The 23,585-nt window shown below is 60.5% G+C and carries 28 protein-coding genes; all 28 read left to right on the top strand.

Annotated elements, in window-relative coordinates:
• Window positions 1–221 precede the first annotated feature (221 nt).
• The 28 genes from ROG8370_RS02040 (at window position 222) to ROG8370_RS01905 (ending at window position 23,511) form a co-directional block, all read left to right on the top strand.
• Window positions 222–587 carry an NADH-quinone oxidoreductase subunit A gene (locus tag ROG8370_RS02040; RefSeq protein WP_085825462.1) on the top strand — a complete coding sequence of 122 codons (366 nt, stop codon included), beginning with the start codon at window positions 222–224 and terminating at the stop codon, window positions 585–587.
• A 4-nt stretch (window positions 588–591) separates the two neighbouring features.
• Window positions 592–1,125, top strand: a complete 534-nt coding sequence (locus tag ROG8370_RS02035; RefSeq protein ID WP_073193952.1) for a NuoB/complex I 20 kDa subunit family protein — start codon at window positions 592–594, stop codon at window positions 1,123–1,125.
• Window positions 1,122–1,730, top strand: coding sequence for an NADH-quinone oxidoreductase subunit C (locus tag ROG8370_RS02030; RefSeq protein WP_085825416.1), 609 nt, complete (start codon window positions 1,122–1,124; stop codon window positions 1,728–1,730). The genes ROG8370_RS02035 and ROG8370_RS02030 overlap by 4 nt, the downstream gene beginning before the upstream one ends.
• The gene (locus tag ROG8370_RS02025; RefSeq protein WP_245827142.1) at window positions 1,727–1,948 is read left to right on the top strand and encodes a hypothetical protein; all 222 of its coding nucleotides are present in this window, start codon (window positions 1,727–1,729) and stop codon (window positions 1,946–1,948) included. The genes ROG8370_RS02030 and ROG8370_RS02025 overlap by 4 nt, the downstream gene beginning before the upstream one ends.
• On the top strand, window positions 1,948–3,165 hold the full coding sequence (locus ROG8370_RS02020) for an NADH-quinone oxidoreductase subunit D (RefSeq protein ID WP_085825415.1): 1,218 nt from the start codon (window positions 1,948–1,950) through the stop codon (window positions 3,163–3,165). Before ROG8370_RS02025 ends, ROG8370_RS02020 begins: the two co-directional genes overlap by 1 nt.
• On the top strand, window positions 3,165–3,527 hold the full coding sequence (locus ROG8370_RS02015; protein ID WP_085825414.1) for a hypothetical protein: 363 nt from the start codon (window positions 3,165–3,167) through the stop codon (window positions 3,525–3,527). The genes ROG8370_RS02020 and ROG8370_RS02015 overlap by 1 nt, the downstream gene beginning before the upstream one ends.
• 3 nt (window positions 3,528–3,530) lie before the next feature.
• A complete protein-coding gene (locus ROG8370_RS02010; protein ID WP_139838017.1) occupies window positions 3,531–4,286 on the top strand; it encodes a hypothetical protein in 756 nt (251 codons plus the stop codon).
• The gene (locus ROG8370_RS02005) at window positions 4,283–4,564 is read left to right on the top strand and encodes a hypothetical protein (protein WP_085825412.1); all 282 of its coding nucleotides are present in this window, start codon (window positions 4,283–4,285) and stop codon (window positions 4,562–4,564) included. Before ROG8370_RS02010 ends, ROG8370_RS02005 begins: the two co-directional genes overlap by 4 nt.
• On the top strand, window positions 4,565–5,842 hold the full coding sequence (locus ROG8370_RS02000; protein WP_085825411.1) for an NADH-quinone oxidoreductase subunit E: 1,278 nt from the start codon (window positions 4,565–4,567) through the stop codon (window positions 5,840–5,842).
• A gap of 36 nt (window positions 5,843–5,878) precedes the next feature.
• Window positions 5,879–6,697: a helix-hairpin-helix domain-containing protein gene (locus ROG8370_RS01995; RefSeq protein ID WP_085825410.1), complete on the top strand. Its 819-nt coding sequence runs from the start codon at window positions 5,879–5,881 to the stop codon at window positions 6,695–6,697.
• Window positions 6,694–6,933 carry a DUF5337 domain-containing protein gene (locus tag ROG8370_RS01990; protein ID WP_085825409.1) on the top strand — a complete coding sequence of 80 codons (240 nt, stop codon included), beginning with the start codon at window positions 6,694–6,696 and terminating at the stop codon, window positions 6,931–6,933. The genes ROG8370_RS01995 and ROG8370_RS01990 overlap by 4 nt, the downstream gene beginning before the upstream one ends.
• Before the next feature lie 6 nt (window positions 6,934–6,939).
• Window positions 6,940–8,235: an NADH-quinone oxidoreductase subunit NuoF gene (nuoF, locus tag ROG8370_RS01985; RefSeq protein WP_085825408.1), complete on the top strand. Its 1,296-nt coding sequence runs from the start codon at window positions 6,940–6,942 to the stop codon at window positions 8,233–8,235.
• 2 nt (window positions 8,236–8,237) lie between these two features.
• Window positions 8,238–8,660: an MAPEG family protein gene (locus ROG8370_RS01980; RefSeq protein WP_245827141.1), complete on the top strand. Its 423-nt coding sequence runs from the start codon at window positions 8,238–8,240 to the stop codon at window positions 8,658–8,660.
• Window positions 8,657–8,989, top strand: coding sequence for a hypothetical protein (locus ROG8370_RS01975; protein WP_085825407.1), 333 nt, complete (start codon window positions 8,657–8,659; stop codon window positions 8,987–8,989). The genes ROG8370_RS01980 and ROG8370_RS01975 overlap by 4 nt, the downstream gene beginning before the upstream one ends.
• A 124-nt stretch (window positions 8,990–9,113) precedes the next feature.
• A complete protein-coding gene (locus ROG8370_RS01970; RefSeq protein WP_085825406.1) occupies window positions 9,114–9,542 on the top strand; it encodes a DUF5333 domain-containing protein in 429 nt (142 codons plus the stop codon).
• A gap of 6 nt (window positions 9,543–9,548) precedes the next feature.
• Window positions 9,549–11,537, top strand: a complete 1,989-nt coding sequence (nuoG, locus tag ROG8370_RS01965; RefSeq protein WP_085825405.1) for an NADH-quinone oxidoreductase subunit NuoG — start codon at window positions 9,549–9,551, stop codon at window positions 11,535–11,537.
• A 2-nt stretch (window positions 11,538–11,539) separates the two neighbouring features.
• Complete coding sequence (locus ROG8370_RS01960) at window positions 11,540–11,941, top strand: YNQ4 family lipoprotein (RefSeq protein ID WP_085825459.1); 402 nt, start codon at window positions 11,540–11,542, stop codon at window positions 11,939–11,941.
• Window positions 11,942–11,948: 7 nt separating this feature from the next.
• The gene (gene nuoH, locus ROG8370_RS01955; protein ID WP_085825404.1) at window positions 11,949–12,986 is read left to right on the top strand and encodes an NADH-quinone oxidoreductase subunit NuoH; all 1,038 of its coding nucleotides are present in this window, start codon (window positions 11,949–11,951) and stop codon (window positions 12,984–12,986) included.
• 149 nt (window positions 12,987–13,135) lie between these two features.
• Window positions 13,136–13,630, top strand: a complete 495-nt coding sequence (gene nuoI / locus ROG8370_RS01950) for an NADH-quinone oxidoreductase subunit NuoI (protein ID WP_073193967.1) — start codon at window positions 13,136–13,138, stop codon at window positions 13,628–13,630.
• Window positions 13,627–14,040, top strand: a complete 414-nt coding sequence (locus ROG8370_RS01945) for a carboxymuconolactone decarboxylase family protein (RefSeq protein ID WP_085825403.1) — start codon at window positions 13,627–13,629, stop codon at window positions 14,038–14,040. Before nuoI ends, ROG8370_RS01945 begins: the two co-directional genes overlap by 4 nt.
• Window positions 14,037–14,645, top strand: coding sequence for an NADH-quinone oxidoreductase subunit J (locus ROG8370_RS01940; protein ID WP_085825402.1), 609 nt, complete (start codon window positions 14,037–14,039; stop codon window positions 14,643–14,645). Before ROG8370_RS01945 ends, ROG8370_RS01940 begins: the two co-directional genes overlap by 4 nt.
• A 94-nt stretch (window positions 14,646–14,739) precedes the next feature.
• The gene (gene nuoK / locus ROG8370_RS01935) at window positions 14,740–15,045 is read left to right on the top strand and encodes an NADH-quinone oxidoreductase subunit NuoK (protein WP_073193970.1); all 306 of its coding nucleotides are present in this window, start codon (window positions 14,740–14,742) and stop codon (window positions 15,043–15,045) included.
• Between the two features lie 4 nt (window positions 15,046–15,049).
• Entirely contained in the window at window positions 15,050–17,176 is a 2,127-nt protein-coding gene (gene nuoL / locus ROG8370_RS01930; protein WP_085825401.1) for an NADH-quinone oxidoreductase subunit L, read from the top strand.
• Complete coding sequence (locus ROG8370_RS01925) at window positions 17,176–18,723, top strand: NADH-quinone oxidoreductase subunit M (RefSeq protein WP_073193972.1); 1,548 nt, start codon at window positions 17,176–17,178, stop codon at window positions 18,721–18,723. The genes nuoL and ROG8370_RS01925 overlap by 1 nt, the downstream gene beginning before the upstream one ends.
• Window positions 18,724–18,739: 16 nt before the next feature.
• Window positions 18,740–20,173: an NADH-quinone oxidoreductase subunit NuoN gene (gene nuoN, locus ROG8370_RS01920; RefSeq protein ID WP_085825400.1), complete on the top strand. Its 1,434-nt coding sequence runs from the start codon at window positions 18,740–18,742 to the stop codon at window positions 20,171–20,173.
• 113 nt (window positions 20,174–20,286) lie between these two features.
• Window positions 20,287–21,051 carry a biotin--[acetyl-CoA-carboxylase] ligase gene (locus ROG8370_RS01915; RefSeq protein ID WP_085825399.1) on the top strand — a complete coding sequence of 255 codons (765 nt, stop codon included), beginning with the start codon at window positions 20,287–20,289 and terminating at the stop codon, window positions 21,049–21,051.
• 15 nt (window positions 21,052–21,066) lie between these two features.
• The gene (locus ROG8370_RS01910; RefSeq protein WP_085825398.1) at window positions 21,067–21,837 is read left to right on the top strand and encodes a type III pantothenate kinase; all 771 of its coding nucleotides are present in this window, start codon (window positions 21,067–21,069) and stop codon (window positions 21,835–21,837) included.
• Window positions 21,838–21,843: 6 nt separating this feature from the next.
• Window positions 21,844–23,511, top strand: coding sequence for a ribonuclease J (locus ROG8370_RS01905; protein WP_085825397.1), 1,668 nt, complete (start codon window positions 21,844–21,846; stop codon window positions 23,509–23,511).
• Window positions 23,512–23,585: the final 74 nt, after the last annotated feature.

The raw sequence follows: 23,585 nt of genomic DNA, 5'->3' as shown, positions 1-23,585 counted from the left end.
GCCGAGGCCGTGTTCTGAGCCGGGCGATGCCAAGCTGGTCAGATTTCATGGCCAATCCGGCATGTCCGCAGCATACCGTGGCATACAAAATGCTAAAATCGTCCGTTTCCGGCCCGCGTTTATGCGCGCGCTCGGTTGACCCCATGCAGGGGCAGGTTTAAACCCGGAATAGATTTGCAGCCATCTGAATGCGTGTGCACGCGCATGAAAGGAGCCACCCCGTGGAAGAGATGCTGAGGGAATACCTTCCCATCCTCGTTTTTCTGGCCATCGCCATTGGATTGGGCCTTGTTCTGATCCTTGCAGCGGTCGTTCTGGCCGTTCGCAACCCGGACTCTGAAAAAGTAAGCGCTTATGAATGCGGCTTTAACGCATTTGATGATGCGCGGATGAAATTCGATGTCCGATTCTACCTGGTCTCGATCCTGTTCATCATCTTCGACCTTGAAATCGCGATGCTGTTCCCCTGGGCGGTCGCCTTCAAGGATGTCAGCATGGCCGGGTTCTGGTCGATGATGGTCTTTCTGGCCGTCCTGACCGCCGGATTTGCCTATGAGTGGCGCAAAGGAGCGATGGAATGGGAGTGATGCAATGGGTGTGATGACTGGCGCCAACACGGCCGGGCCGGATCGCGAAGTGGCGACTCAGGCGCTCAATGCCGACTTGCAGGACAAGGGTTTTCTGCTGACCTCGACCGAGGACATCATCAACTGGGCGCGCACCGGTAGCTTGCACTGGATGACCTTTGGTCTGGCCTGCTGCGCGGTCGAGATGATGCATACGGCGATGCCGCGCTATGATGTCGAGCGGTTCGGCTTTGCCCCTCGCGCCAGCCCGCGCCAGTCGGACGTGATGATCGTGGCCGGCACGCTGACCAACAAGATGGCCCCGGCGCTGCGCAAGGTTTATGACCAGATGCCGGAGCCGCGCTATGTGATCTCGATGGGCTCCTGCGCCAATGGCGGCGGCTATTATCACTATAGCTATTCGGTGGTGCGCGGCTGTGACCGGATTGTGCCGGTCGATATCTATGTGCCCGGCTGTCCGCCGACCGCAGAGGCGCTTGTTTATGGCATCCTGCAATTGCAGCGTAAAATTCGCCGGACGGGGACGATTATCAGATGAGTCAGGCACTGAAAGAACTGGGCGGCTATGTCGAGGCCAAGCGTGGCGATTGCGTGATCGGCTGGGAGATTGCCCATGGCGAGCTGAACGTCGATGTGGCCCTGTCCAACATCGCCGGGCTGGTCGAGTTTCTGAAAACCGATCAGAACTGTGCGTTTTCCTCGCTGGTCGATATCACCGCCGTCGATTACCCCGAGCGGGCCAAGCGCTATGACGTGGTCTATCACCTGCTGAGCATGTATCAAAACCATCGCATCCGCCTTCGGGTGGCCGTGCGTTCCGATGATATGGTGCCCTCGATCACCGAGGTCTACCCGGCTGCCAACTGGTTCGAGCGCGAAGTCTTCGACATGTTCGGCATCCTGTTCTCGGGGCACCCCGATCTGCGCCGCATCCTGACTGATTACGGCTTTCGCGGTCATCCGCTGCGCAAGGATTTCCCGACCACCGGCTATACCGAGGTGCGCTATGACGAGGTGCACAAGCGCGTCGTCTATGAACCCGTCAGCCTTGTGCAGGAATACCGCCAGTTTGATTTCATGAGTCCGTGGGAGGGTGCCGAATACATCCTTCCGGGCGATGAGAAGAAAGAGGGGTCGGCATGATGGGCGGTGGATTTGGCATGGGCGGTTACGGCATGGGCGGTGGTGGCCTGTTGTTTATGGTAATCTTTGCCGCTTTGATCGTGGTTCCGTTCTGGCGGCTTTTGCCGAAATTCGGCATTCCGAACTGGGTCGCGCTGGTGGCAATCATTCCACTTGGTGCATTGGTTCTGCTTTGGGTCATGGCGTTCCGGGACAAGCTTGACGGAGGGCGGTCATGATGGACGGCACCAAATTCGACGACGCCCTGACCGGCGAACAGAAAATCCGCAATTTCAACATCAACTTCGGCCCGCAACACCCTGCGGCGCATGGTGTTTTGCGCCTTGTGCTTGAGCTTGACGGCGAGATTGTAGAACGTTGCGATCCGCATATCGGCCTGCTGCATCGTGGCACCGAAAAGCTGATGGAATCGCGCACCTACCTGCAAAACCTGCCGTATTTCGACCGGCTCGATTACGTGGCGCCGATGAATCAGGAACATGCCTGGTGTCTGGCGATTGAAAAGCTGACCGGTGTCGAGGTGCCGCGTCGCGCCTCGCTGATCCGGGTGCTTTATTCCGAGATCGGGCGTATCCTCAATCACCTGCTCAACGTCACCACGCAGGCGATGGATGTCGGCGCTCTGACGCCGCCGCTCTGGGGGTTTGAAGAGCGCGAAAAGCTGATGTGCTTTTACGAGCGGGCGTGCGGTGCGCGTCTGCACGCGGCCTATTTCCGGCCCGGCGGTGTGCATCAGGATCTGCCGCCTGACCTGCTCGACGACATCGAGACATGGGCAAAGGAATTTCCGCGCGTTCTTGCCGATATTGACGGCCTTCTGACCGAAAACCGCATCTTCAAGCAACGCAACGCCGATATCGGCGTGGTGAGCGAGCAAGAGGCGCTTGATTGGGGCTTTTCGGGCGTAATGGTGCGCGGCTCTGGCATGGCCTGGGATTTGCGCCGCGCACAGCCTTATGAATGCTATGACGAGTTCGAGTTCCAGATTCCCGTCGGCAAGAATGGTGATTGCTATGACCGCTATCTTGTCCGGATGGAGGAAATGCGCCAGTCGCTGCTGATCATCCATCAGGCGATTGAAAAGCTGCGCGCCCCCGAGGGGCAGGGCGATGTGCTTGCCCGAGGCAAGATCACGCCGCCCTCGCGTGGCGAGATGAAAACCTCGATGGAGGCGCTCATTCACCACTTCAAGCTTTACACCGAGGGCTTTCACGTCCCCGCAGGCGAGGTTTATGCCGCGGTCGAGGCGCCCAAGGGCGAGTTTGGCGTTTACCTTGTGGCCGATGGCTCCAACAAACCCTACCGCGCCAAGATCCGCGCGCCGGGCTTTTTGCACCTTCAGGCGATGGATCACATCGCCAGCGGTCATCAGCTTGCCGATGTCGCGGCTATCATCGGGACGATGGATGTCGTCTTTGGGGAGATCGACCGCTAATGACGCTGACAAGCCTTGCCATCGCGCTTTCGGGCGCAGGGGTGCTGGTGACAGGGACGCTTGCGGCCCTGTTTCTGCGCGACCCGGTGGCGGGGATGGCGGCGGCGCAGCATCGGGCGGACAAGTTGCCCGAGGTGATGGCGGATCGATTTGTCGGCATGGGCGTTCTGGCCCTGGCGGCGACGCTTTATGGTGACCTCAAGGTGATCGCGGTGCTTTTCGCGGTGTTTGCCTATACTGGCTTTCATGATGCGTGGATTTATGCGCGCGGCGGGTTTGCGACGGGCACGCATTTGGCGGCCGGTTTCGCCGGTGCTTTTGTATCGGTTGTTGCGATGGTCGCAATGATGGGGCAGGGGTAAATGATGAGACAGGTGATATTTGGTCTGGCTTTGGTTGCACTGCCGGCGCTTTCGCAGGCTGAGACCGTAAGTTCGGATCGGATCGAGGCCTTTGTCGCGGTGATGGCCGAAAACGGCTGTCGGATGTCGCCATTTCGCGCCGACAAGATCATGCCCGCAGCCGGGTTTGACGATAAGGCCGAAACCAAGGCGATCACAGAGCGCCTTATCGTGGAAGAGCGGGCGCGCATCATCGACGGGAAATTGGTTGCCTTTGGCGGTGCCTGCGGTGGTAAGCTTGATTATTCAGGCCGCGAGCGCTTCTTTGCAGCCTTGGCTGACAATAACTGCGTGATGACCAGCGAGCAGGCCCCAACCCTGCTTGGCCGGGTTGGCGTCGAGATGGCCGAAGTGCGCTTGCTGATGGAAAAGATGCTGCGGATGAGCGAAGTGCGCCTGTCGCAGGATGAAAAGTTGGTCTACCTGGAACAGGGCCTGTGCGACACCTTCAAGGGACTGTCGGGGGATATGGCCAAGAGCGCGCCGACCCCCAAGGTCGCGCCGCGCAGCGCCGAGCAACTGCGCCAGGACTTTCTGGCCTTCATGGCGACCGAAGGATGTTCCATGACCCGTGGCGAGGCCGATAACAAGCTTCCCGCGGCGGGCTTTTCGGTCAAGGAAATGCGCCCGGTGATTGGCAAGATGCTCGCCGGGGGCGAGGCTGTCATGGATACCGACGCCGATACATTGACGATTAACAAGGAGCTATGTGCCCAATGATGCGCAAGACTGTATTCGCCGGGGCCTGCCTTGGACTGACCGCCGCCTGTGCCCTTCCGCCGCAAGGTGTGTCGACCCAGGACATCGCCGCCTATGACACGGCTGTCGCCAGTGTCGGATGTACGCTGATTGGTGAATCCGATTACCTTCCGGTCGAATTTCAGACCGGGCTGACGCGCCAGCAGGTCCTCGATATCACGGCCTATAAACTTACCTCTGGCGGGGCCGAGCGGCTTACCGACGGGGGCGTCAAACTGACCACAGGAGCCTGTGCATAGATGCTACGCCGTCTTCATCACGAGCAACCCGCAAGCTTTGCCTTCACCGCCGCCAATCTTGAGTGGGCCGAAGGGCAAATCAGCAAATACCCCGAGGGCCGTCAGGCCAGCGCGATCATTCCGCTGCTCTGGCGGGCGCAGGAACAGGAAAGCTGGCTCAGCCGTCCGGCGATCGAGCATGTCGCAGACATGCTTGGCATGGATTATATCCGCGCCCTCGAAGTGGCGACCTTCTATTTCATGTTCCAGCTTCAGCCGGTCGGCACCGTGGCGCACATTCAGGTCTGCGGCACCACCACCTGCATGATCTGCGGCGCCGAGGATCTGATTGCGGTCTGTCGCGAAAAGATCGCCCCGCGCGCGCATGAACTGTCGGCGGATGGCAAGTTTTCCTGGGAAGAGGTCGAATGCCTTGGCGCCTGCGCCAACGCGCCGATGGCCCAGATCGGCAAGGATTACTACGAGGATCTGACCGCCGAGGGTTTCGCGCGGATGATCGACGATCTGGCCGCAGGCAAGGTGCCCACACCGGGCCCGCAAAATGGCCGCTACGCCGCCGAGCCGAAATCCGGCCTCACCAGTCTGAGTGAGTTTGACAGCGGAAGCGCAAAGTATAATGCAAGCGCGCAGCTGGCCAGCGACATCGGCGATACCGTCAAGCGGATTGACGGCACCGAGGTGCCGATCCTGACGCCTTGGCGCGACAAGGGCGCCAATCACAAGCCCGCCGCGTCTTCGGTCAAGCAGAACGAGGCGCCGGTGGATGTGAGCGCCAAGGCCAAGGCAGAGACGTCGAAACCGGCGGCCAAGGCAGAGACGTCGAAACCGGCGGCCAAGGCAGAGACGCCGAAACCGGCAGCCAAGGCAAAGGCCGATGCGACCAGGGCCACCAAGGCCGAGGCGCAGGCCAAGGCCACCGCCAAGCCAGCCGCCAAACCGGCCGCCAAGCCGGTGAAACAGGCGGCCGAGCCGCAAGCCCCCGCCGGGCCGGGCAAAAAGCCCAAGATGATGAAGGCCCCGCGCAAATCCGGGGCGGACGATCTCAAGATGATCAAGGGCGTTGGGCCGAAGCTTGAAAAGCTGCTCAATGACATGGGCTTTTACCACTTTGATCAGGTTGCGAAATGGACTGAGGACGAGGTCAGCTGGGTCGATCAGAACCTTGAGGGGTTCAAAGGACGGGTCAGCCGGGACACTTGGGTTGAGCAGGCAAAATTGCTGGCTGAGGGGAAAGAGACAGAGTTCTCTGCCCGGGCCAAGAAGGGCGGTATTTATTGAACGCGCCTGCTTGATAACCACAGGGGGTAACTTGTTATGTCTGATACATCGAAACTGAGCACCTGCCAGCTGGTTTGCTGGGGATTGGCCGTATTGGTCGGTTTGCTGGTTCTTTGGGCCACGTACGGTGAGGTCGGCTTTTTTGCGGCGCTGCTGCTCGGCCTGGCCTGTGCGGCGTTTTTCGGCCTGGTGATTTCGCGGCTGATCTGTACCGGCTACGCGCCGGAGGATCGCGGGATCGAGGGCAAGGACATCAAGGCGAAGATGGCAGAGGTGACCGGGGTCACCGGCTATGTCGCCCCCGACGAGGAAGAGAGCACGGCCCTCGTGGACCATCCGGCAACAACCGCAGTGGCCCACGTAGCAGAGGCCCCTGTGCCGGCACCCGTCGAGGCCAAGAGTGATGTGCTGGTTGTGAAATCCGGCACCACGCTGAGCGGAGAAGAGGAACTCTCGGCGCGCAAAGGCGAGTGGCGCTATGAGGGCGAGGCAGACGACAAACCCGCGGCGGCACCCAAGGCCAAGGCGAAACCGGCGGCAAGTGACGCACCGGCAGGGGCCGGAACCCGCCCCGAGGCGCTGAGCGCGCCGAAAGGTGGCAAAGCCGATGATCTCAAGCAGATCAAGGGCGTCGGGCCGAAACTTGAGATACTGTGCAACGAGCTGGGATTTTTTCATTTTGACCAGATCGCCGGCTGGGGTGCAGACGAAGTGACCTGGGTCGACCAGAACCTCAAGGGGTTCAAGGGCCGGGTCAGCCGTGACAACTGGGTCGAACAGGCCAAGGTTTTGGCGGCTGGCGGTGAGACCGAGTTTTCCAAACGCGTCGCCAAGGGCGGCGTATACGAAGGATGATGCAAGCGATGGGCGAGCGCGACAAGGATCTGCAAATGGCACGCAAAGGCCGCACCGCTGGTGTGGTTATTGCGGCGACCATGCTGATCTGGATGGCCGCCCAATGGCTTGGCGGACAGATGGGATGGCCGGTGCGGTTTGTCTTTCTGTTCGACCTTGCCGCGATTGCCGCGCTCATTTGGGCGTTGGTGGTGACCTATCAAATCTGGCGGCTGCGCCAGAATAATCAGAGGTAGAGCCTTATGCTGAAGGACCAGGACCGTATCTTTACCAATATCTACGGGATGCACGATCGAAGCCTGAAAGGCGCGATCGCCCGGGGGCATTGGGATGGAACGGCAAAGATTTTGCAGAACGGGCGCGACTGGATCGTCAACCAGATGAAGGCGAGCGGGTTGCGGGGCCGGGGCGGCGCGGGCTTTCCCACCGGGCTCAAGTGGTCGTTCATGCCCAAGGAAAGTGACGGGCGACCCAGCTATCTTGTGGTCAATGCCGACGAATCCGAGCCCGGCACCTGTAAAGACCGCGAGATCATGCGCCATGATCCGCATACATTGATCGAGGGCTGTCTGATCGCGTCCTTCGCGATGCAGGCGCATGCCTGTTACATCTACATTCGCGGCGAATATATCCGCGAGCGCGAGGCCCTTCAGGCCGCGATTGACGAGGCCTATGACGCCGGTCTTGTGGGCAAGAACGCCTGCAAGTCGGGCTGGGATTTCGACATCTACCTGCATCACGGTGCCGGCGCCTATATCTGTGGCGAGGAAACCGCGCTTCTGGAAAGCCTTGAAGGCAAGAAGGGCATGCCGCGCATGAAGCCGCCGTTTCCGGCGGGCGCGGGGCTTTATGGCTGCCCTACCACGGTCAACAACGTTGAATCGATTGCCGTCGTTCCGACCATCCTACGGCGTGGCCCGGACTGGTTCGCGGGCTTTGGTCGCCCCAACAACGCCGGCACCAAGCTTTTTGCCATCAGCGGTCACGTCAACAATCCTTGCGTCGTCGAAGAGGCGATGTCGATCACCTTCGAAGAGCTGATTGAAAAGCATTGCGGCGGTATTCGCGGTGGCTGGGATAACCTCAAGGCGGTCATTCCAGGCGGCTCGTCGGTGCCTTGCATCCGGGGCGAATTCATGCGCGAGGCGATCATGGATTTCGATTACCTGCGCGAACAGCGTTCGGGCCTTGGCACGGCGGCGGTGATCGTGATGGATCAGTCGACCGATATCATCAAGGCGATCTGGCGCTTGTCGAAATTCTACAAGCACGAAAGCTGTGGCCAGTGCACGCCGTGTCGCGAGGGCACCGGCTGGATGATGCGGGTGATGGACCGTCTGGTGCGCGGCGACGCGGAGCCTGAAGAGATCGACATGCTGCTGGATGTGACCAAACAGGTCGAGGGCCACACCATCTGTGCCCTTGGCGATGCGGCGGCCTGGCCGATCCAGGGCCTGATCCGCAACTTCCGCGACGAAATCGAGGACCGGATCAAATCCAAGCGCACCGGCCGCGTCAGCGCCGTGGCCGCAGAGTGAGCATGATGGACGCCTTTGGTTCATATGGCCACGCGATCGTATCGCTTGCCGTCCTTGCGATTGTCGGGCTGGTGATGGCGCCGGTCTCGGCGATCGGCAAGATGAAGCTGGGGCTTGCGCCGGGGGCGGAGCCTGCGGCCGATTACAGCTGTCGGGTGTACCGGTTGCACCGCGCCTATCTTAACCTGTCCGAGACCATGGGCTTTTTCGTGGCGGTGACGGTGGCGGCCATTCTGGCAGGCGCCAACCCGTTCGCGGTGAACCTGCTGGCCTCGTTGTTTCTTGCAAGTCGCCTGATTATGGCGGTGGTGCATGTCGGCGGGCTTGGCAAACCGAACGGAAGCACGCGCTCGATCCTTTACATGGCCGGTATGATCATGTGCGCGGTGCTTGGGATGATGGCAATTCTGGGGGCGCTGGCATGAAACATGCGGTGATGATGACACTTGCGGTGCTGATGCTTGCGGGCTGTACCGAGCGCTCGGAACGCGCGATTTTCGACGGGAATTACTATCCGCCCAAGACGCGGGCCGAAAAGGAAGACCGCCGCAATTTCACCGCCTCGGTGCGCCGTGCATCGCGCGGCATCGAGGGCGCGCAGAAAGCCGCCCTGCATGAGGCGACACGCTATTGTCTGGAAAGTTTCGGCACATCCGAGATCAAATGGTCGGGCGTGGCCAAGGGCGAAGGCCCGGTTTATGGCCGTTCGGGCGATACGGTTTCGGTAACGGGTAGATGCATTATATGGAAGTAATGCTTTTCATATCAGGGGTTTGCGCGGTTTGTTATTGCATAGCAGCCACGCCGCAACCCATCTGCATTGCAGATGGGCGCGCAAGTGGTGCGCGACCCGGATCTGATATGAGAGGAGATATCCCATGCGTATGATCCTTACCCTTTGTCTTGCCCTTGGCACGACCAGCGCGCTTGCCGGGACAACTTCGGTTGCGATGGCCAGTAGCGGCAAGCCGCCGCTGCGCGAGGTCAGCCAGATTGACGACGCGATGCTCTGGGTGGCGCTTGCCATCGAGATCAGCGACAAATGCCCCGAAATCGACCCGCGCACCTTGAAGGGCTTGTCGGTTCTTTATGATCTGCGCGGGCAGGCCCGTGACCTGGGCTATAGCGATACCGAAATCCGGGCCTATGTCCGGAGCCGCGATGAAAAGGCACGCATGCGTGCGCGCGGCGAGAAATACGTAAAATCCAAAGGACTGAACCCGTCCGATCCGGCGGCGCTCTGCACACTCGGCCATGGCGAGATTGCACGCTCCAGCAGGATCGGGGTTCTTCTGAAAGCAAAGTGAGAACAGATGTCTGACCTACGCAAGATCATCATCGACGATCGGGAGATCGAGGTAGAAGGGGCAATGACCCTGATCCAGGCCTGTGAGGTCGCTGGCGTTGAAGTGCCGCGCTTTTGCTATCACGAGCGGCTGTCGATTGCCGGCAACTGCCGGATGTGTCTGGTCGAGGTCGTCGGCGGGCCGCCCAAACCGGCGGCCAGCTGTGCCATGCAGGTCAAGGACTTGCGCCCCGGCCCAGAAGGCCAGCCGCCGGTGGTGAAAACCAACAGCCCGATGGTCAAGAAGGCGCGCGAAGGCGTGATGGAATTCCTGCTGATCAACCACCCGCTGGATTGCCCGATCTGCGATCAGGGCGGCGAATGCGATCTTCAGGATCAGGCGATGGCCTATGGCGTCGACTTCAGCCGCTATCGCGAGCCCAAACGCGCCAGCGAAGATCTTGATCTTGGCCCGCTGGTCGAAACCCACATGACGCGCTGCATTTCCTGCACCCGTTGTGTGCGCTTTACCTCCGAGGTGGCCGGCATCATGCAGATGGGCCAGACCGGTCGCGGCGAAGACGCCGAGATCACAAGCTATCTGGGCCAGACCCTCAACAGCAACATTCAGGGCAATATCATCGACCTTTGCCCGGTTGGCGCGCTTGTGAGCAAACCCTACGCCTTCACCGCCCGCCCGTGGGAGCTGACCAAGACCGAGACCATCGACGTGATGGATGCCCTCGGCAGCAATATCCGGGTTGATTGCAAGGGCCGCGAAGTGATGCGCATCCTGCCGCGCAACCATGACGGCGTGAACGAGGAATGGATTTCCGACAAGACCCGCTTTGTCTGGGACGGTCTGCGCCGTCAGCGTCTGGACAAGCCCTATATTCGCGAGAACGGCAAGCTGCGCCCGGCCACATGGGGCGAAGCGCTTGCCAAGGCGTCGGATGCGATCAAGGGCGCGAGGAAACTGGCCGGTCTGGTCGGTGATCTGGTGCCGGTCGAGGCGGCCTTTGCGCTCAAGCAACTGGTCGAGGGGCAGGGCGGACAGGTTGAATGCCGCACCGACAAGGCCCGCTTGCCCATCGGAAACCGCAGCGCCTATGTCGGCAATGTGGCCATCGAAGACCTTGATAGTGCAAAGAATATCGTTCTGATCGGCACCGATCCGGTGGTCGAGGCGCCGGTTTTCAACGCCCGAATGCGCCGTGCCTGGATCAATGGCGCCGATGTCACCGTTGTCGGCCCCAAGATCGACCTGACCTTTGAGTATACCCATGTCGGCACCGACCGCGCCGCGCTTGACGTCTTGAACGTTCCCGAGGACGCAATCGTGATCGTCGGTCAGGGCGCTTTGCGCGAGGCGGACGGCGAGGCGGTTCTGGCCGCGGCCATGGCGCTTTCGGGCCGGATGCTAGTGCTGCACACTGCCGCCGCCCGTGTGGGCGCGATGGATGTGGGCGCAGTGACAGAGGGTGGTCTTGAGGCCGCCATTGAGGGTGCTGATGTGGTCTATAACCTTGGCGCCGATGAGGTTGAGATCGCCGCCGGGCCGTTCGTGATCTATCAGGGAAGCCATGGCGATCGCGGCGCGCATCGCGCCGATGTGATCCTGCCGGGGGCCGCCTATACCGAGGAACAGGGCCTGTTCGTCAATACAGAAGGGCGCCCGCAACTGGCGCTGCGTGCCGGGTTTGCGCCAGGCGAGGCCAAGGAAAACTGGGCCGTGCTGCGCGCGTTGTCGGGTGAAATCGGAGCGGTGCTTGGCTATGACAGCATCGCGCAACTGCGCAAGGCTCTGGTGGCCGAGGTGCAGCATCTCAAGAAGATCGACAAGGTGCCGGAAAACGACTGGGCGCCGCTGGCCAAGGCCAAGCTTGGAAAGGCCGATTTCCGCACCGCCGTGTCGGATTTCTATCTCAGCAACCCGATTGCGCGCGCAAGCGAGGTGATGGGCACGCTGAGCGCTAATGCCAAAGCACGGGCCGCAAGCCCGCTGGCCGCAGAGTGAAGATGCGCGCGGGCATCATAACGCCTGTGGCGCTCTCCCTTTTGGGGGGGCTGAGTGGCTGCGCCGAGGCCGGCGCAGGCAATGCCGCCGCGTTTCAACCCGATTACAGTGGGGTTGAGACGCGGCTTTTGGATGGCGATCTGGTGAATTTCCACGTGAGCATGCGCGGTGCGCGTGGCCGCGAGGATGTCGATCGCTACGCCGAATGCGCCGCGGCGCAATACGCTTTGATCCGCGGATATGGATTTGCGCGCCATCTGCGCACGAATCTGGCCGAAGAGGGTGGCGTCTGGCGCGGCGATGCGATTTATACCATCTCGGCGGCATTGCCCCGAGGCTTAAAGACAATCGACGCCGAAGTCGTCGCCGCCAATTGTGCGGAAAATGGAATACCGATGGTGTGAGGGCCTGATGTCTGAATTCTTTACAACCCCGCTTGGGATCGCAGTGCTGATCGTGGCGCAATGTCTGGCCGTCGTGGCCTTCGTCATGATCTCGTTGTTGTTCCTGGTTTACGGCGACCGCAAGATCTGGGCGGCGGTGCAGATGCGGCGCGGGCCCAACGTGGTGGGGGCCTTTGGCATCCTGCAATCGGTGGCGGATGCTCTGAAATACGTCGTCAAGGAAATCGTGGTGCCCGCCGGCGCCGACAAGGCTGTGTTCATGCTGGCGCCGATGACGAGCTTCGTTCTGGCGATCCTGGCCTGGGCGGTCATTCCGTTCAACGACGGCTGGGTGCTGTCGGATATCAACGTGGCGGTGCTTTTCGTCTTCGCGGTCTCCTCGCTTGAGGTCTACGGCGTGATCATGGGGGGCTGGGCCAGCAACTCGAAGTACCCGTTCCTTGGCTCGTTGCGCTCGGCGGCGCAGATGATTTCCTATGAGGTCAGCCTCGGTCTGATCATCATCGGAATTATCATCTCGACCGGCTCGCTCAACTTTGGCGAAATCGTGCGCGCGCAGGACACCGGATATGGCTTTTTCGGCTGGTACTGGCTGCCGCATTTCCCGATGGTTTTCCTGTTCTTCATCAGCGCTTTGGCCGAGACCAACCGCCCGCCGTTCGACCTTCCCGAGGCGGAATCAGAACTGGTGGCCGGCTATCAGGTGGAATATTCCAGCACGCCCTTCCTGCTGTTCATGGCCGGTGAATATATCGCCATCTTCCTGATGTGCGCGCTGATGAGCCTGTTGTTCTTCGGTGGCTGGCTCTCGCCCATTCCGGGCCTGCCCGACGGCGTGCTCTGGATGATCGGCAAGATGGCGTTTTTCTTCTTCATCTTCGCGATGGTCAAGGCGATCACGCCGCGCTACCGCTATGACCAACTCATGCGGATCGGCTGGAAAGTGTTCCTCCCGATGAGCATCGGCTGGGTTGTGATCGTGTCGTTCCTTGCAAAATTCGAAGTACTCGGCGGCTTCTGGGCCCGTTGGGCGATTGGCGGCTGATGATGGAATGTAAGGTCGAACTCATCCTTTGTGCAGGCTCAAACAAGGCCATCGTCGGATTTCTTGCCGACGCGCAAGATGTCTGCACGCGATTGCATGGCCTTGAAAACGCGGGCAAGACCCGTCTGCAAGACGTTAGGAGCTGATCCATGGCAAAGATAGATTACGGACGCGCGGCGGGGTATTTCCTGCTCTCGGACTTTATCAAAGGGTTTCAGCTTGGGCTGAAATACTTTTTCGCGCCCAAGGCGACGCTGAACTATCCGCATGAGAAGGGCCCGCTTTCCCCGCGCTTTCGCGGCGAACACGCGCTGCGCCGCTATGCCAATGGTGAAGAGCGCTGTATCGCCTGCAAACTCTGCGAGGCGATTTGCCCGGCGCAGGCGATCACCATCGACGCCGAACCCCGCGATGACGGATCGCGCCGCACGACGCGTTATGACATCGACATGACCAAATGCATCTATTGCGGCTTCTGCCAGGAGGCTTGCCCGGTGGATGCCATCGTCGAGGGGCCGAATTTCGAATTTGCCACCGAGACCCGCGAAGAGCTGTTTTACGACAAGTCCCGCCTCTTGGCCAACGGTGACCGTTGGGAAGCCGAGATTGCCCGCAACCTTGAAATGGATGCACCTTACAGATGACCGATCCAAAAAACCCCTTTGAAATGATGATGAACCAGGCGCAGGAAATGGCCAAGGCCATGAACCCCGCGCTCGAATCCTTTTCGCCGAAGGGGTTTGAAAAGCTCTGGCCGACAATGCCCAAGGAATTCATGGAAATGAGTTTCGGCAAGGGCGCAAGCAAGGACGGGCTTGACGCCAAGACCCGGCTGTTGCTGACGCTGGCCGGGCTGACCATGCTGGGCGCGCAGAGCGATACGCAAATCCGCCTGACCGTGCGCCACGCGCTAGAGGCCGGGGCCACCAAGGAAGAGATCGCCGAAACCATCGCACAGATGTCGATGTTTGCCGGTATTCCGTCGATGACCCGCGCGATGGATTTCGCGCGCGAGGTGATGGATGAGAGCGAAGAAAAAGGAAATGACAAATGACGATTGCGGCCATGGCCTTTTATCTGTTTGCGGTCTCCTTGCTGATCGGGGGGCTGTTCACCGTGATCAGCCGGAACCCGGTGCATTCGGTTCTGTGGCTGATCCTGTCCTTTATCTCTGCGGCGGGTCTGTTCGTGCTGCTTGGCGCCGAATTCGTGGCGATGCTTTTGATCATCGTCTATGTGGGCGCGGTCGCGGTTCTGTTCCTTTTTGTGGTGATGATGCTTGACGTCGACTTCGCCGAGCTCAAGGCGGAAATGGCGAAATACATGCCGCTGGCCCTGCTGATCGGGGTGATCCTGATGATGCAGCTTGGCCTTGCCCTTGGCGCCTGGGATGCCTCCGAGGGCGCGATGGGCGCGCGCGCCGCCATTGCCCCCGACGGGATTGAAAACACCGCCGCGCTTGGGCTGCTGCTCTATGACAAATACTTCATTCTGTTCCAGCTGGCCGGGCTCATTCTTTTGGTGGCGATGATCGGGGCGATCGTTCTGACGCTGCGCCACAGCCCGAAGGTGAAACGCCAGAACGTGCTGCACCAGATGTGGCGCGATCCGGCCGAGGCGATGGAACTTAAAGACGTGAAGCCGGGGCAGGGGCTCTGAGCCGACGGCGCGATTAAGACAAGCGGTTCGGGGCACACCCCCCGCACCGGGGACCTATAAAAAAGACGGACGGGCAAGGCCCGGAGGGACAGACATGATCGGACTTGAACATTATCTAACGGTCGCGGCGGCGTTATTCGTGATAGGCATTTTCGGCCTGTTTCTGAACCGCAAGAACGTGATCATCCTTTTGATGTCGATCGAATTGATCCTGTTGTCGGTCAATATCAACTTCGTGGCCTTCTCAAGTTTCCTCGGCGATCTGGTCGGACAGGTGTTCACGCTTTTCGTGCTCACCGTGGCCGCCGCCGAGGCCGCCATCGGTCTTGCCATTCTGGTCTGTTTCTTCCGGAACCGCGGCACCATCGCCGTGGAAGACGTCAACGTGATGAAAGGCTGAAGTCATGGAAACCATTCTCCTCTTCGGGCCTCTTGTAGGGGCGATCATCGCGGGCTTTGGCTGGCGGATCATTGGTGACAAGGGCGCACAATGGCTGACCACGGGGCTGTTGATGTTGTCGGCTCTGCTGAGCTGGATCATCTTTCTGGGCCATGACGGTGTGACCCATAGCGTGCATATTCTCGACTGGGTTCAGTCGGGCACGCTTGATACCGCCTGGGCCATTCGTCTGGATCGGCTGACCGCGATCATGCTGATCGTGATCACCACGGTCTCGGCGCTCGTGCATCTTTATTCGATGGGCTACATGGCGCATGACGAGAACTTCAAGGAGAGCGAGAGCTATCGCCCGCGCTTCTTTGCGTATCTGTCGTTCTTCACCTTCGCGATGCTGATGCTGGTGACCTCTGACAACCTGCTGCAGATGTTCTTTGGCTGGGAAGGGGTGGGCGTTGCCTCGTATCTTCTGATCGGCTTTTACTATCGCAAGCCAAGCGCCAATGCCGCCGCGATCAAGGCCTTTGTGGTCAACCGGATCGGTGACTTTGGCTTTGCCCTCGGGATCATGGCGCTTTATTTCCTGACCGACAGCATCAAGTTCGACGACATCTTTGCCGCCGCGCCTGCCTTGGCTGAAACACAGCTGACGTTCCTGTGGAGCGAATGGAATGCCGCCAATCTGATTGCCTTCCTGCTGTTCATCGGCGCGATGGGCAAATCGGCACAGCTTTTCCTGCACACCTGGCTTCCGGACGCGATGGAAGGCCCGACGCCTGTGTCGGCCCTGATCCACGCGGCCACCATGGTCACGGCGGGGGTTTTCCTTGTCTGCCGGATGTCGCCGCTGATGGAATATGCCCCCGAGGCCAAGATGCTTATCGTCTTCCTTGGCGCCAGCACCGCGTTTTTCGCGGCGACCGTGGGCCTTGTGCAGAACGACATCAAACGCGTCATCGCCTATTCGACCTGTAGCCAGCTTGGCTATATGTTCGTGGCCGCCGGTGTCGGCGTCTATTCGGTGGCGATGTTCCACCTGCTGACGCATGCGTTCTTCAAGGCGATGCTGTTCCTTGGCGCTGGTTCGGTGATCCACGGGATGCACCACGAACAGGACATGCGCAATTACGGGGGCTTGCGCAAAAAGCTGCCCTATACGTTCATTGCGATGATGATCGGCACGCTGGCCATCACCGGTGTCGGCATTCCGCTGACCCATATCGGCTTTGCCGGCTTCCTCAGCAAGGACGCGGTGATCGAGAGTGCCTGGGCCGGAACTGGTGGCGGCTATGCCTTCTGGATGCTGGTGATCGCGGCACTGTTCACCAGCTTTTACAGCTGGCGGCTGATCTTCCTGACCTTCTTTGGCAAGCCGCGCGGTGACAAGCACACCCACGAGCACGCCCATGAAAGCCCGATGGTGATGCTGGTGCCGCTTGGTGTTCTGGCGCTTGGCGCGATCTTCTCTGGCATGGTCTGGTACAACAGCTTTTTCGGCAGCCATGAACAGGTCAACAAGTTCTTCGGCATGCCCGTCCATGAGGTGACGGCCGATGCCGGTCACGGCGCGGCCACCACCGGCCACGACGCGCCGACCGCCGAGACCGGGCATGGCGAGGCGGCCACGCAAGGCGGCGACGCGCACGCTGCGGCCCCCGCCGCGATGGCGCATGGCATGGCACCCGAGGGCGCGATTTTCATGCATCCCGACAACACGGTGCTGAACGACGCGCATCACGCGCCGACCTGGGTCAAGGTCAGCCCGTTCATCGCCATGCTGCTCGGTTTTGTCACCGCTCTCTGGTTCTATATCTGGAACCCGAGCATGCCGGGCAAACTGGCCGAGAGCCAGCGACCGCTCTACCTGTTCCTGCTCAACAAATGGTACTTCGACGAGATCTATGACTTTCTCTTCGTGCGTCCCGCCAAGGCCCTCGGGCATCTCCTTTGGAAGCGCGGCGATGGCGATATCATCGACGGGTCGCTCAACGGTGTGGCGATGGGGCTTATCCCCCGTCTGACCCGCCTCGCGGGCCGGGCGCAGTCTGGCTATATCTTCACCTATGCCTTCGCCATGGTGATCGGGATCGTGATCCTGGTGACATGGATGACGATCTTCGGAGGGGCACACTAATGGATAACCTTCTTTCCATCGTCACCTTCATCCCTGCGGTTGCGGCGGCCATTCTGGCCATCTTCCTGCGCGGCGAAGATGAAGCGGCACAGAAAAACGCCAAATGGGTGGCGATGATTGCGACATCGCTGACCTTCGTGGTCTCGCTGTTCATCCTGTTTGACTTTGACTCCGCGAACACCGGCTTTCAGTTCGTGGAACAGCGCGAGTGGCTGCTTGGGCTGCAATACAAGATGGGCGTCGACGGGATCAGCGTTCTTTTCGTGATGCTGACCACCTTCATGATGCCGCTGACGATTGCGGCCTCCTGGAATGTGACCAGCCGCGTCAAGGAATACATGATCGCCTTCCTGCTTCTGGAAACGCTGATGCTTGGCGTGTTCATGGCGCTTGACCTCGTGCTGTTCTACCTGTTCTTCGAGGCCGGCCTGATCCCGATGTTCCTGATCATCGGCATCTGGGGCGGCAAGGCGCGGATCTATGCGTCGTTCAAGTTCTTCCTCTACACCTTCCTCGGCTCGGTGCTGATGCTGGTGGCGATGGTGGCGATGTTCTCGGATGCGGGCACCACCGATGTCGTGGCGCTGCTCAAGCATGAGTTCGCCAGCGACAGCTTCTCGATCCTCGGCATTCACATTGTCGGCGGCATGCAGACCCTGATGTTCCTGGCCTTCTTTGCCAGCTTCGCGGTCAAGATGCCGATGTGGCCGGTGCATACCTGGCTTCCGGATGCGCACGTGCAGGCGCCGACGGCCGGTTCGGTCGTTCTTGCCGCGATCCTGCTCAAGATGGGGGGCTATGGCTTCTTGCGCTTCAGCCTGCCGATGTTCCCGATTGGCGCAGAGGTTCTGACGCCGCTGGTGCTTTGGATGTCGGCGATCGCGATTGTCTATACCTCGCTGGTCGCGCTTGCGCAGGAAGACATGAAAAAGCTGATCGCCTATTCGTCGGTGGCGCATATGGGCTATGTCACCATGGGTATTTTTGCCGCCAACCAACAGGGCATCGACGGCGCGATCTTCCAGATGATCAGCCACGGCTTTATCTCGGGCGCGCTGTTCCTCTGTGTCGGCGTGATCTATGATCGGATGCACACCCGCGACATCGACGCCTATGGCGGTCTGGTGAACCGGATGCCGGCCTATGCGCTGATCTTCATGTTTTTCACCATGGCCAATGTCGGCCTGCCGGGCACATCGGGTTTTGTCGGCGAATTCCTGACGCTGGTCGGGATTTTCCAGGTCAACACCTGGGTGGCGGCGGTGGCGACCACTGGCGTGATCCTCTCGGCGGCCTATGCGCTCTGGCTGTATCGCCGGGTGGTGATGGGCGATCTGATCAAGGAAAGCCTGAAGACCATCACCGATATGAGCAAACGCGAGCGGGCAATCTTTGCACCGCTGGTGGTGATGACGCTGCTGCTCGGGGTTTATCCTCGGCTGGTCACCGATATCACCGGCCCCTCTGTCGAGGCGCTGATTTCCAACTATGAGACGGCACAGGCCGTGGCGTCGAGCGCCACGCAGGTTGCCGAAACCTCGCATTGAACCGGAGGCCCTGAAGATGCAGGCTGATCTGACTGTTATCCTGCCCGAGATCGTGATCTCGGTCTACGCACTGGCCGCCCTGTTGCTGGTCGCCTACACGGGCAAGGACAAGATGGCGGGCATGCTGGTCTGGCTGACCGCCGGGCTGTTCGTGCTCATGGCGCTTTGGATTGGCGCCACCGGCAATGGCACCCACACCGCCTTTGGTGGCATGTTCAACGATGATGGCTTTGCCCGCTTTGCCAAGGTGACGATCCTTTTGTCGGCCGCCGCCGTTCTGGTGCTGGGGCAGGAGTATATGCAGCGCCGCGATATCCTGCGGTTTGAATATCCGATCCTGATCGCCCTGTCGGCGGTTGGCATGATGGTGATGGTCAGTGCCGGTGACCTGATGGCGCTTTACATGGGGCTCGAGCTTCAGTCGCTGGCGCTTTACGTGGTCGCCTCGCTGCGCCGCGACAGTGCCAAGTCGACCGAGGCCGGCCTCAAGTATTTCGTGCTGGGCGCGCTCAGCTCGGGCTTGCTGCTCTATGGTGCCTCGCTGACCTATGGCTATGCGGGTACGACGCTGTTTTCCGGTATCATCGCGGCCGCAGAGGGGCAGGCGCCGATCGGTCTTTTGATCGGTCTGGTTCTGGTGATCTCGGGTCTGGCCTTTAAGATTTCCGCCGTGCCGTTCCACATGTGGACGCCCGACGTTTACGAGGGCTCGCCGACGCCCATCACCGCGTTTTTTGCCACCGCGCCGAAGATGGCCGCGATGGCGCTGTTCGCGCGGGTTGTGCATGACGCCTTTGGCGGCGTGGTTGGTGACTGGCAGCAGGTGCTGGCGGCGCTTAGCCTGTTGTCGATGTTCCTTGGCGCCGTGGCGGCAATCGGGCAGACCGACATCAAGCGCCTGATGGCCTATTCGTCGATTGCGCATATGGGCTATGCGCTCATGGGCTTGGCCTCGGGGACGGTGTTTGGTGTGCAGGCGATGCTGATCTATATGGCGATCTATGTGACCATGAATATCGGCACCTTTGCCTTTATCCTGTCGATGGAGCGCGATGGCCAGCCAGTGACCGATATCCGTAGTCTCAACATGTATGCCAAGGCCCAGCCGGGCCGGGCGCTTGCGATGCTGATCTTGTTGTTCAGCCTTGCCGGCGTACCGCCGCTTCTTGGCTTTTTCGGCAAGCTTTACGTGCTGCGCGCCGCCTATGAGGGCGGGCTTGCCTGGCTCGCGGTGGCCGGTGTGGTCGCCAGCGTGATCGGGGCGTTCTATTACCTGCGTATCGTGTTCTACATGTATTTCGGCGAAGAGGGCGAAGCGCTTGAAACCGGGCGTTCGCCGGTGCAATGGGCGTTCCTGATGGCCTCGGCGGCGATCATGCTTGCGGGCATCATCAATATGTTCGGGGTCGAGGCAATTGCCCAGGCGGCGGCGGCGACGCTTGTCAACTGACGCCATGTCTTATCCGGTCTGATCCAAATGTGACGCGCCCCAAGGGGCGCGTCGCTTTTATTTTGGCGCCCGGTGCCCGGGCGTGTGCCTCCGGCGGGAGTATTTTGGGAACGATGAAATTGGGCTCTGAGTGGGACTGGCCTGCGGGCTATGGACGGCGTGTGCTGGCCTCGGTGGACAGCACCAATGCCGAGGCCGCGCGGGTGGCCGCGGGGCTTGCGGGGCCGGAGTGGATACTGGCGCTTGAGCAGACCGCCGGGCGCGGGCGGCGCGGGCGCGCGTGGCGCGACCCAAAGGGGAATTTTTCCGCCAGCCTTGTGATGCGCCCCAATGAGACGCCGGACAAGGTTGCGCTGCGCTCTTTTGTGGCCTCGCTGGCGTTGTTCGAGGCGCTTGTCGCGGCCACCGGGCGGGCCGAGGCCTTTGCGCTCAAGTGGCCCAATGATGTGTTGTTGAACGGTGGCAAGTTGGCCGGGATCCTGTTGGAGAGTGCCGGCAGCGGCGCAGGGCTTAGCCATTTTGCAATCGGCATTGGCGTGAACCTGCGCGAGGCGCCGGAGGGCAGCGCGGTCGAGCCGGGCGCAGTGCGTCCGGTGTCGGTCTTGTCAGGCACCGGCGTGGCGATCAGCCCCGAGGAATTTCTGGATCTTCTGGCCCCGGCCTATGCCCGCGTCGAGGCGCAATTCGTGACCTATGGCTTCGAGCCCATTCGCAACGCCTGGCTCGCGCGCGCGGCGCGGTTGGGCGAGGTGATCACCGCGCGCACCAGCCGCGAAGAGGTGACCGGCACCTTTGAGACGGTGGACGGCGCGGGCAATCTTGTTCTATCAACCCCCAAGGGGCGCCACGTGATTGCCGCCGCCGAGGTTTTTTTCTAAGCGAGGAGGCGGGCGATGCTACTGGCGATTGACTGCGGCAATACCAACACGGTCTTTTCGATCTGGGATGGTGAGAAATTCCTGTGCACGCTGCGCACCTCGACCGAGCATCAGCGCACGGCGGATCAGTACTTCGTCTGGTTTTCCACGCTTCTCAACCATTTCGGCATCAAGGCCGATATCCGCTCTGTGGTGATAAGTTCGACGGTGCCGCGGGTGGTGTTCAATCTCAGGGTCTTTTCGGATCGCTATTTCAACTGTCGCCCGCTCGTGGTTGGCAAGCCCGAATGCCGCCTGCCGGTGGATGTGCGGGTGGACGCGGGCACGCAGGTCGGGCCGGACAGGCTTGTAAATACGGTGGCGGGTTACGATCTATACGGAGGCGACCTTATCGTGGTGGATTTTGGCACCGCCACGACGTTTGATGTGGTCGCAAGTGATGGCGCCTATATTGGCGGGGTGATTGCGCCGGGGGTGAATCTGTCGCTTCAGGCTCTGCACGAGGCCGCCGCCGCCCTGCCGCATGTGGATATCACCAAACCCGAGCGCGTCATAGGCACCAATACCGTCGATTGCATGCAATCGGGGGTGTTCTGGGGTTATGTCGGGCTGATCAATGGGATATGTGACCGGATAAAGGCCGAGAGAGGCCGCGCCATGAAAGTGGTCGCAACCGGCGGGCTGGCGCCGTTATTCCAGCAGGGGCACGCGATTTTCGACGTGTACCGAGATGATCTGACGATGCACGGGCTGACCGTGATCGACGCGTATAACAAGGAGGGCTGACGCCCCATGAGTAGTGAACGATTGATTTACCTTCCCCTTGGTGGGGCGGGCGAAATTGGTATGAATGCCTATGTCTATGGCTATGGCAAACCCGGCAAAGAACGCCTGATCCTGGTGGATCTCGGCGTCACCTTCCCGGATATGGACGGCACGCCGGGGGTGGATCTTATCCTGCCCGATATCACCTGGCTGGCCGAGCGGCGCAATCAGCTTGAGGCGGTGTTCATCACCCATGCCCACGAAGACCATCTCGGCGCCGTGGCGCATTGCTATGAAAAGCTTGGCGCGCCGATCTATGCGCGTGCCTTCACCTCGAACCTTGCCCGCCGCAAGATGAGCGAATTTGGCCACCCCGAAAGCGCGGTAAAGACCGTTTCGCCTTGGCCCGAAGTGACCCAGGCGGGCCCGTTCAGTGTTGGCTTTGTGCCGATTTCGCATTCGATCCCCGAAAGCTCTGGCCTTGTGATCGACAGCGCGGGCGGGCGGATTGTGCATACCGCCGATTTCAAGATCGACGAAACCCCTGTGGTCGGCGAAGCCTTTGATCACGACTTGTGGGCAAGCCTTGCCGCGCCGGGTGTCAAGGCGCTGATGTGCGATTCCACAAACGTGTTCAGCACCAATGAGGGCCGCTCCGAGGCGACCGTGGCCACGCCGATCACGGAACTGGTCGAGCGATCCAAGGGCATGTTCATCTGCACCACCTTCGCCAGTAACGTCGCGCGGGTCAAAACCCTTGCCGAGGCGGGGGTACGCGCCGGGCGCTCGGTCTGTCTTATGGGGCGGGCGATGCGCCGGATGATCGAGGCCAGCGTCGAGACCGGCGTGCTCAAGGATTTTCCCAGCACCATCAGCCCGGAAGACGCCAAAGGCCTGCCGCGTGAAAACGTCATGCTGATCGTCACCGGAAGCCAGGGCGAGCGGCGCGCCGCCAGTGCCCAGCTTGCCAATGGCAAATATCAAGGGATGACCCTGAAAGAGGGTGACACCTTCCTGTTCTCGTCCAAGACGATTCCGGGCAATGAGCGCGGCGTGATCCGGATCATGAACCAGTTCAGCGAAATGGGCGTCGATGTGATCGAGGGCGATGACCGCTATCACGTTTCGGGCCATGCCAATCGGCCGGACCTTGACACGATGCACAAGCTGATCAAGCCGCAGACGGTTATTCCGATGCATGGCGAACACCGCCACCTGCGCGAGCATGTAAAACTTGCCAAGTCCAACCGGCTTGGCGGGATGCTTGCCGTGAATGGCATGATGATTGATCTGAGCGGCAACAAGCCCAAGGTCGCCGAATATATCGAGACCGGGCGGACCTATCTTGATGGCTCGGTTAAGATCGGGGCGATGGATGGCGTGGTGCGCGATCGTATTCGCATGGCTCTGAACGGGCATGTGATGATCAACATCATCCTGGACGAAGACGATGACCCGCTTGGCGAACCCTGGTGCGAAACCATGGGCCTTGCCACCACGGGGCGCAGCCATGCGCCGCTGGTCGATGTTCTTGAAGAAGACCTGAGCCAGTTCCTTGGCCGCGCCAATGACAAGACACTGGGCGATGATGACAAGCTTGAAGAGGGTCTGCGCCGGGTTGCGCGTCAGAGCACGCAGAACGAAGTGGGCAAACGCCCCGAGGTCACCGTAGTGATCAGCCGCCTCAGCGCCTGAGACGGAACAGTCTGACCTTAGATAAAAGGGCGCGGTTGCTTGTGCACCGCGCCCTTTTGCATGTCCTGCGCGGC

This window comes from Roseovarius gaetbuli (assembly GCF_900172365.1).
GTDB lineage: Bacteria > Pseudomonadota > Alphaproteobacteria > Rhodobacterales > Rhodobacteraceae > Roseovarius > Roseovarius gaetbuli.
Note: the sequence above shows the minus strand (reverse complement) of the source record. Positions and strands in the feature narration are given on the sequence as shown.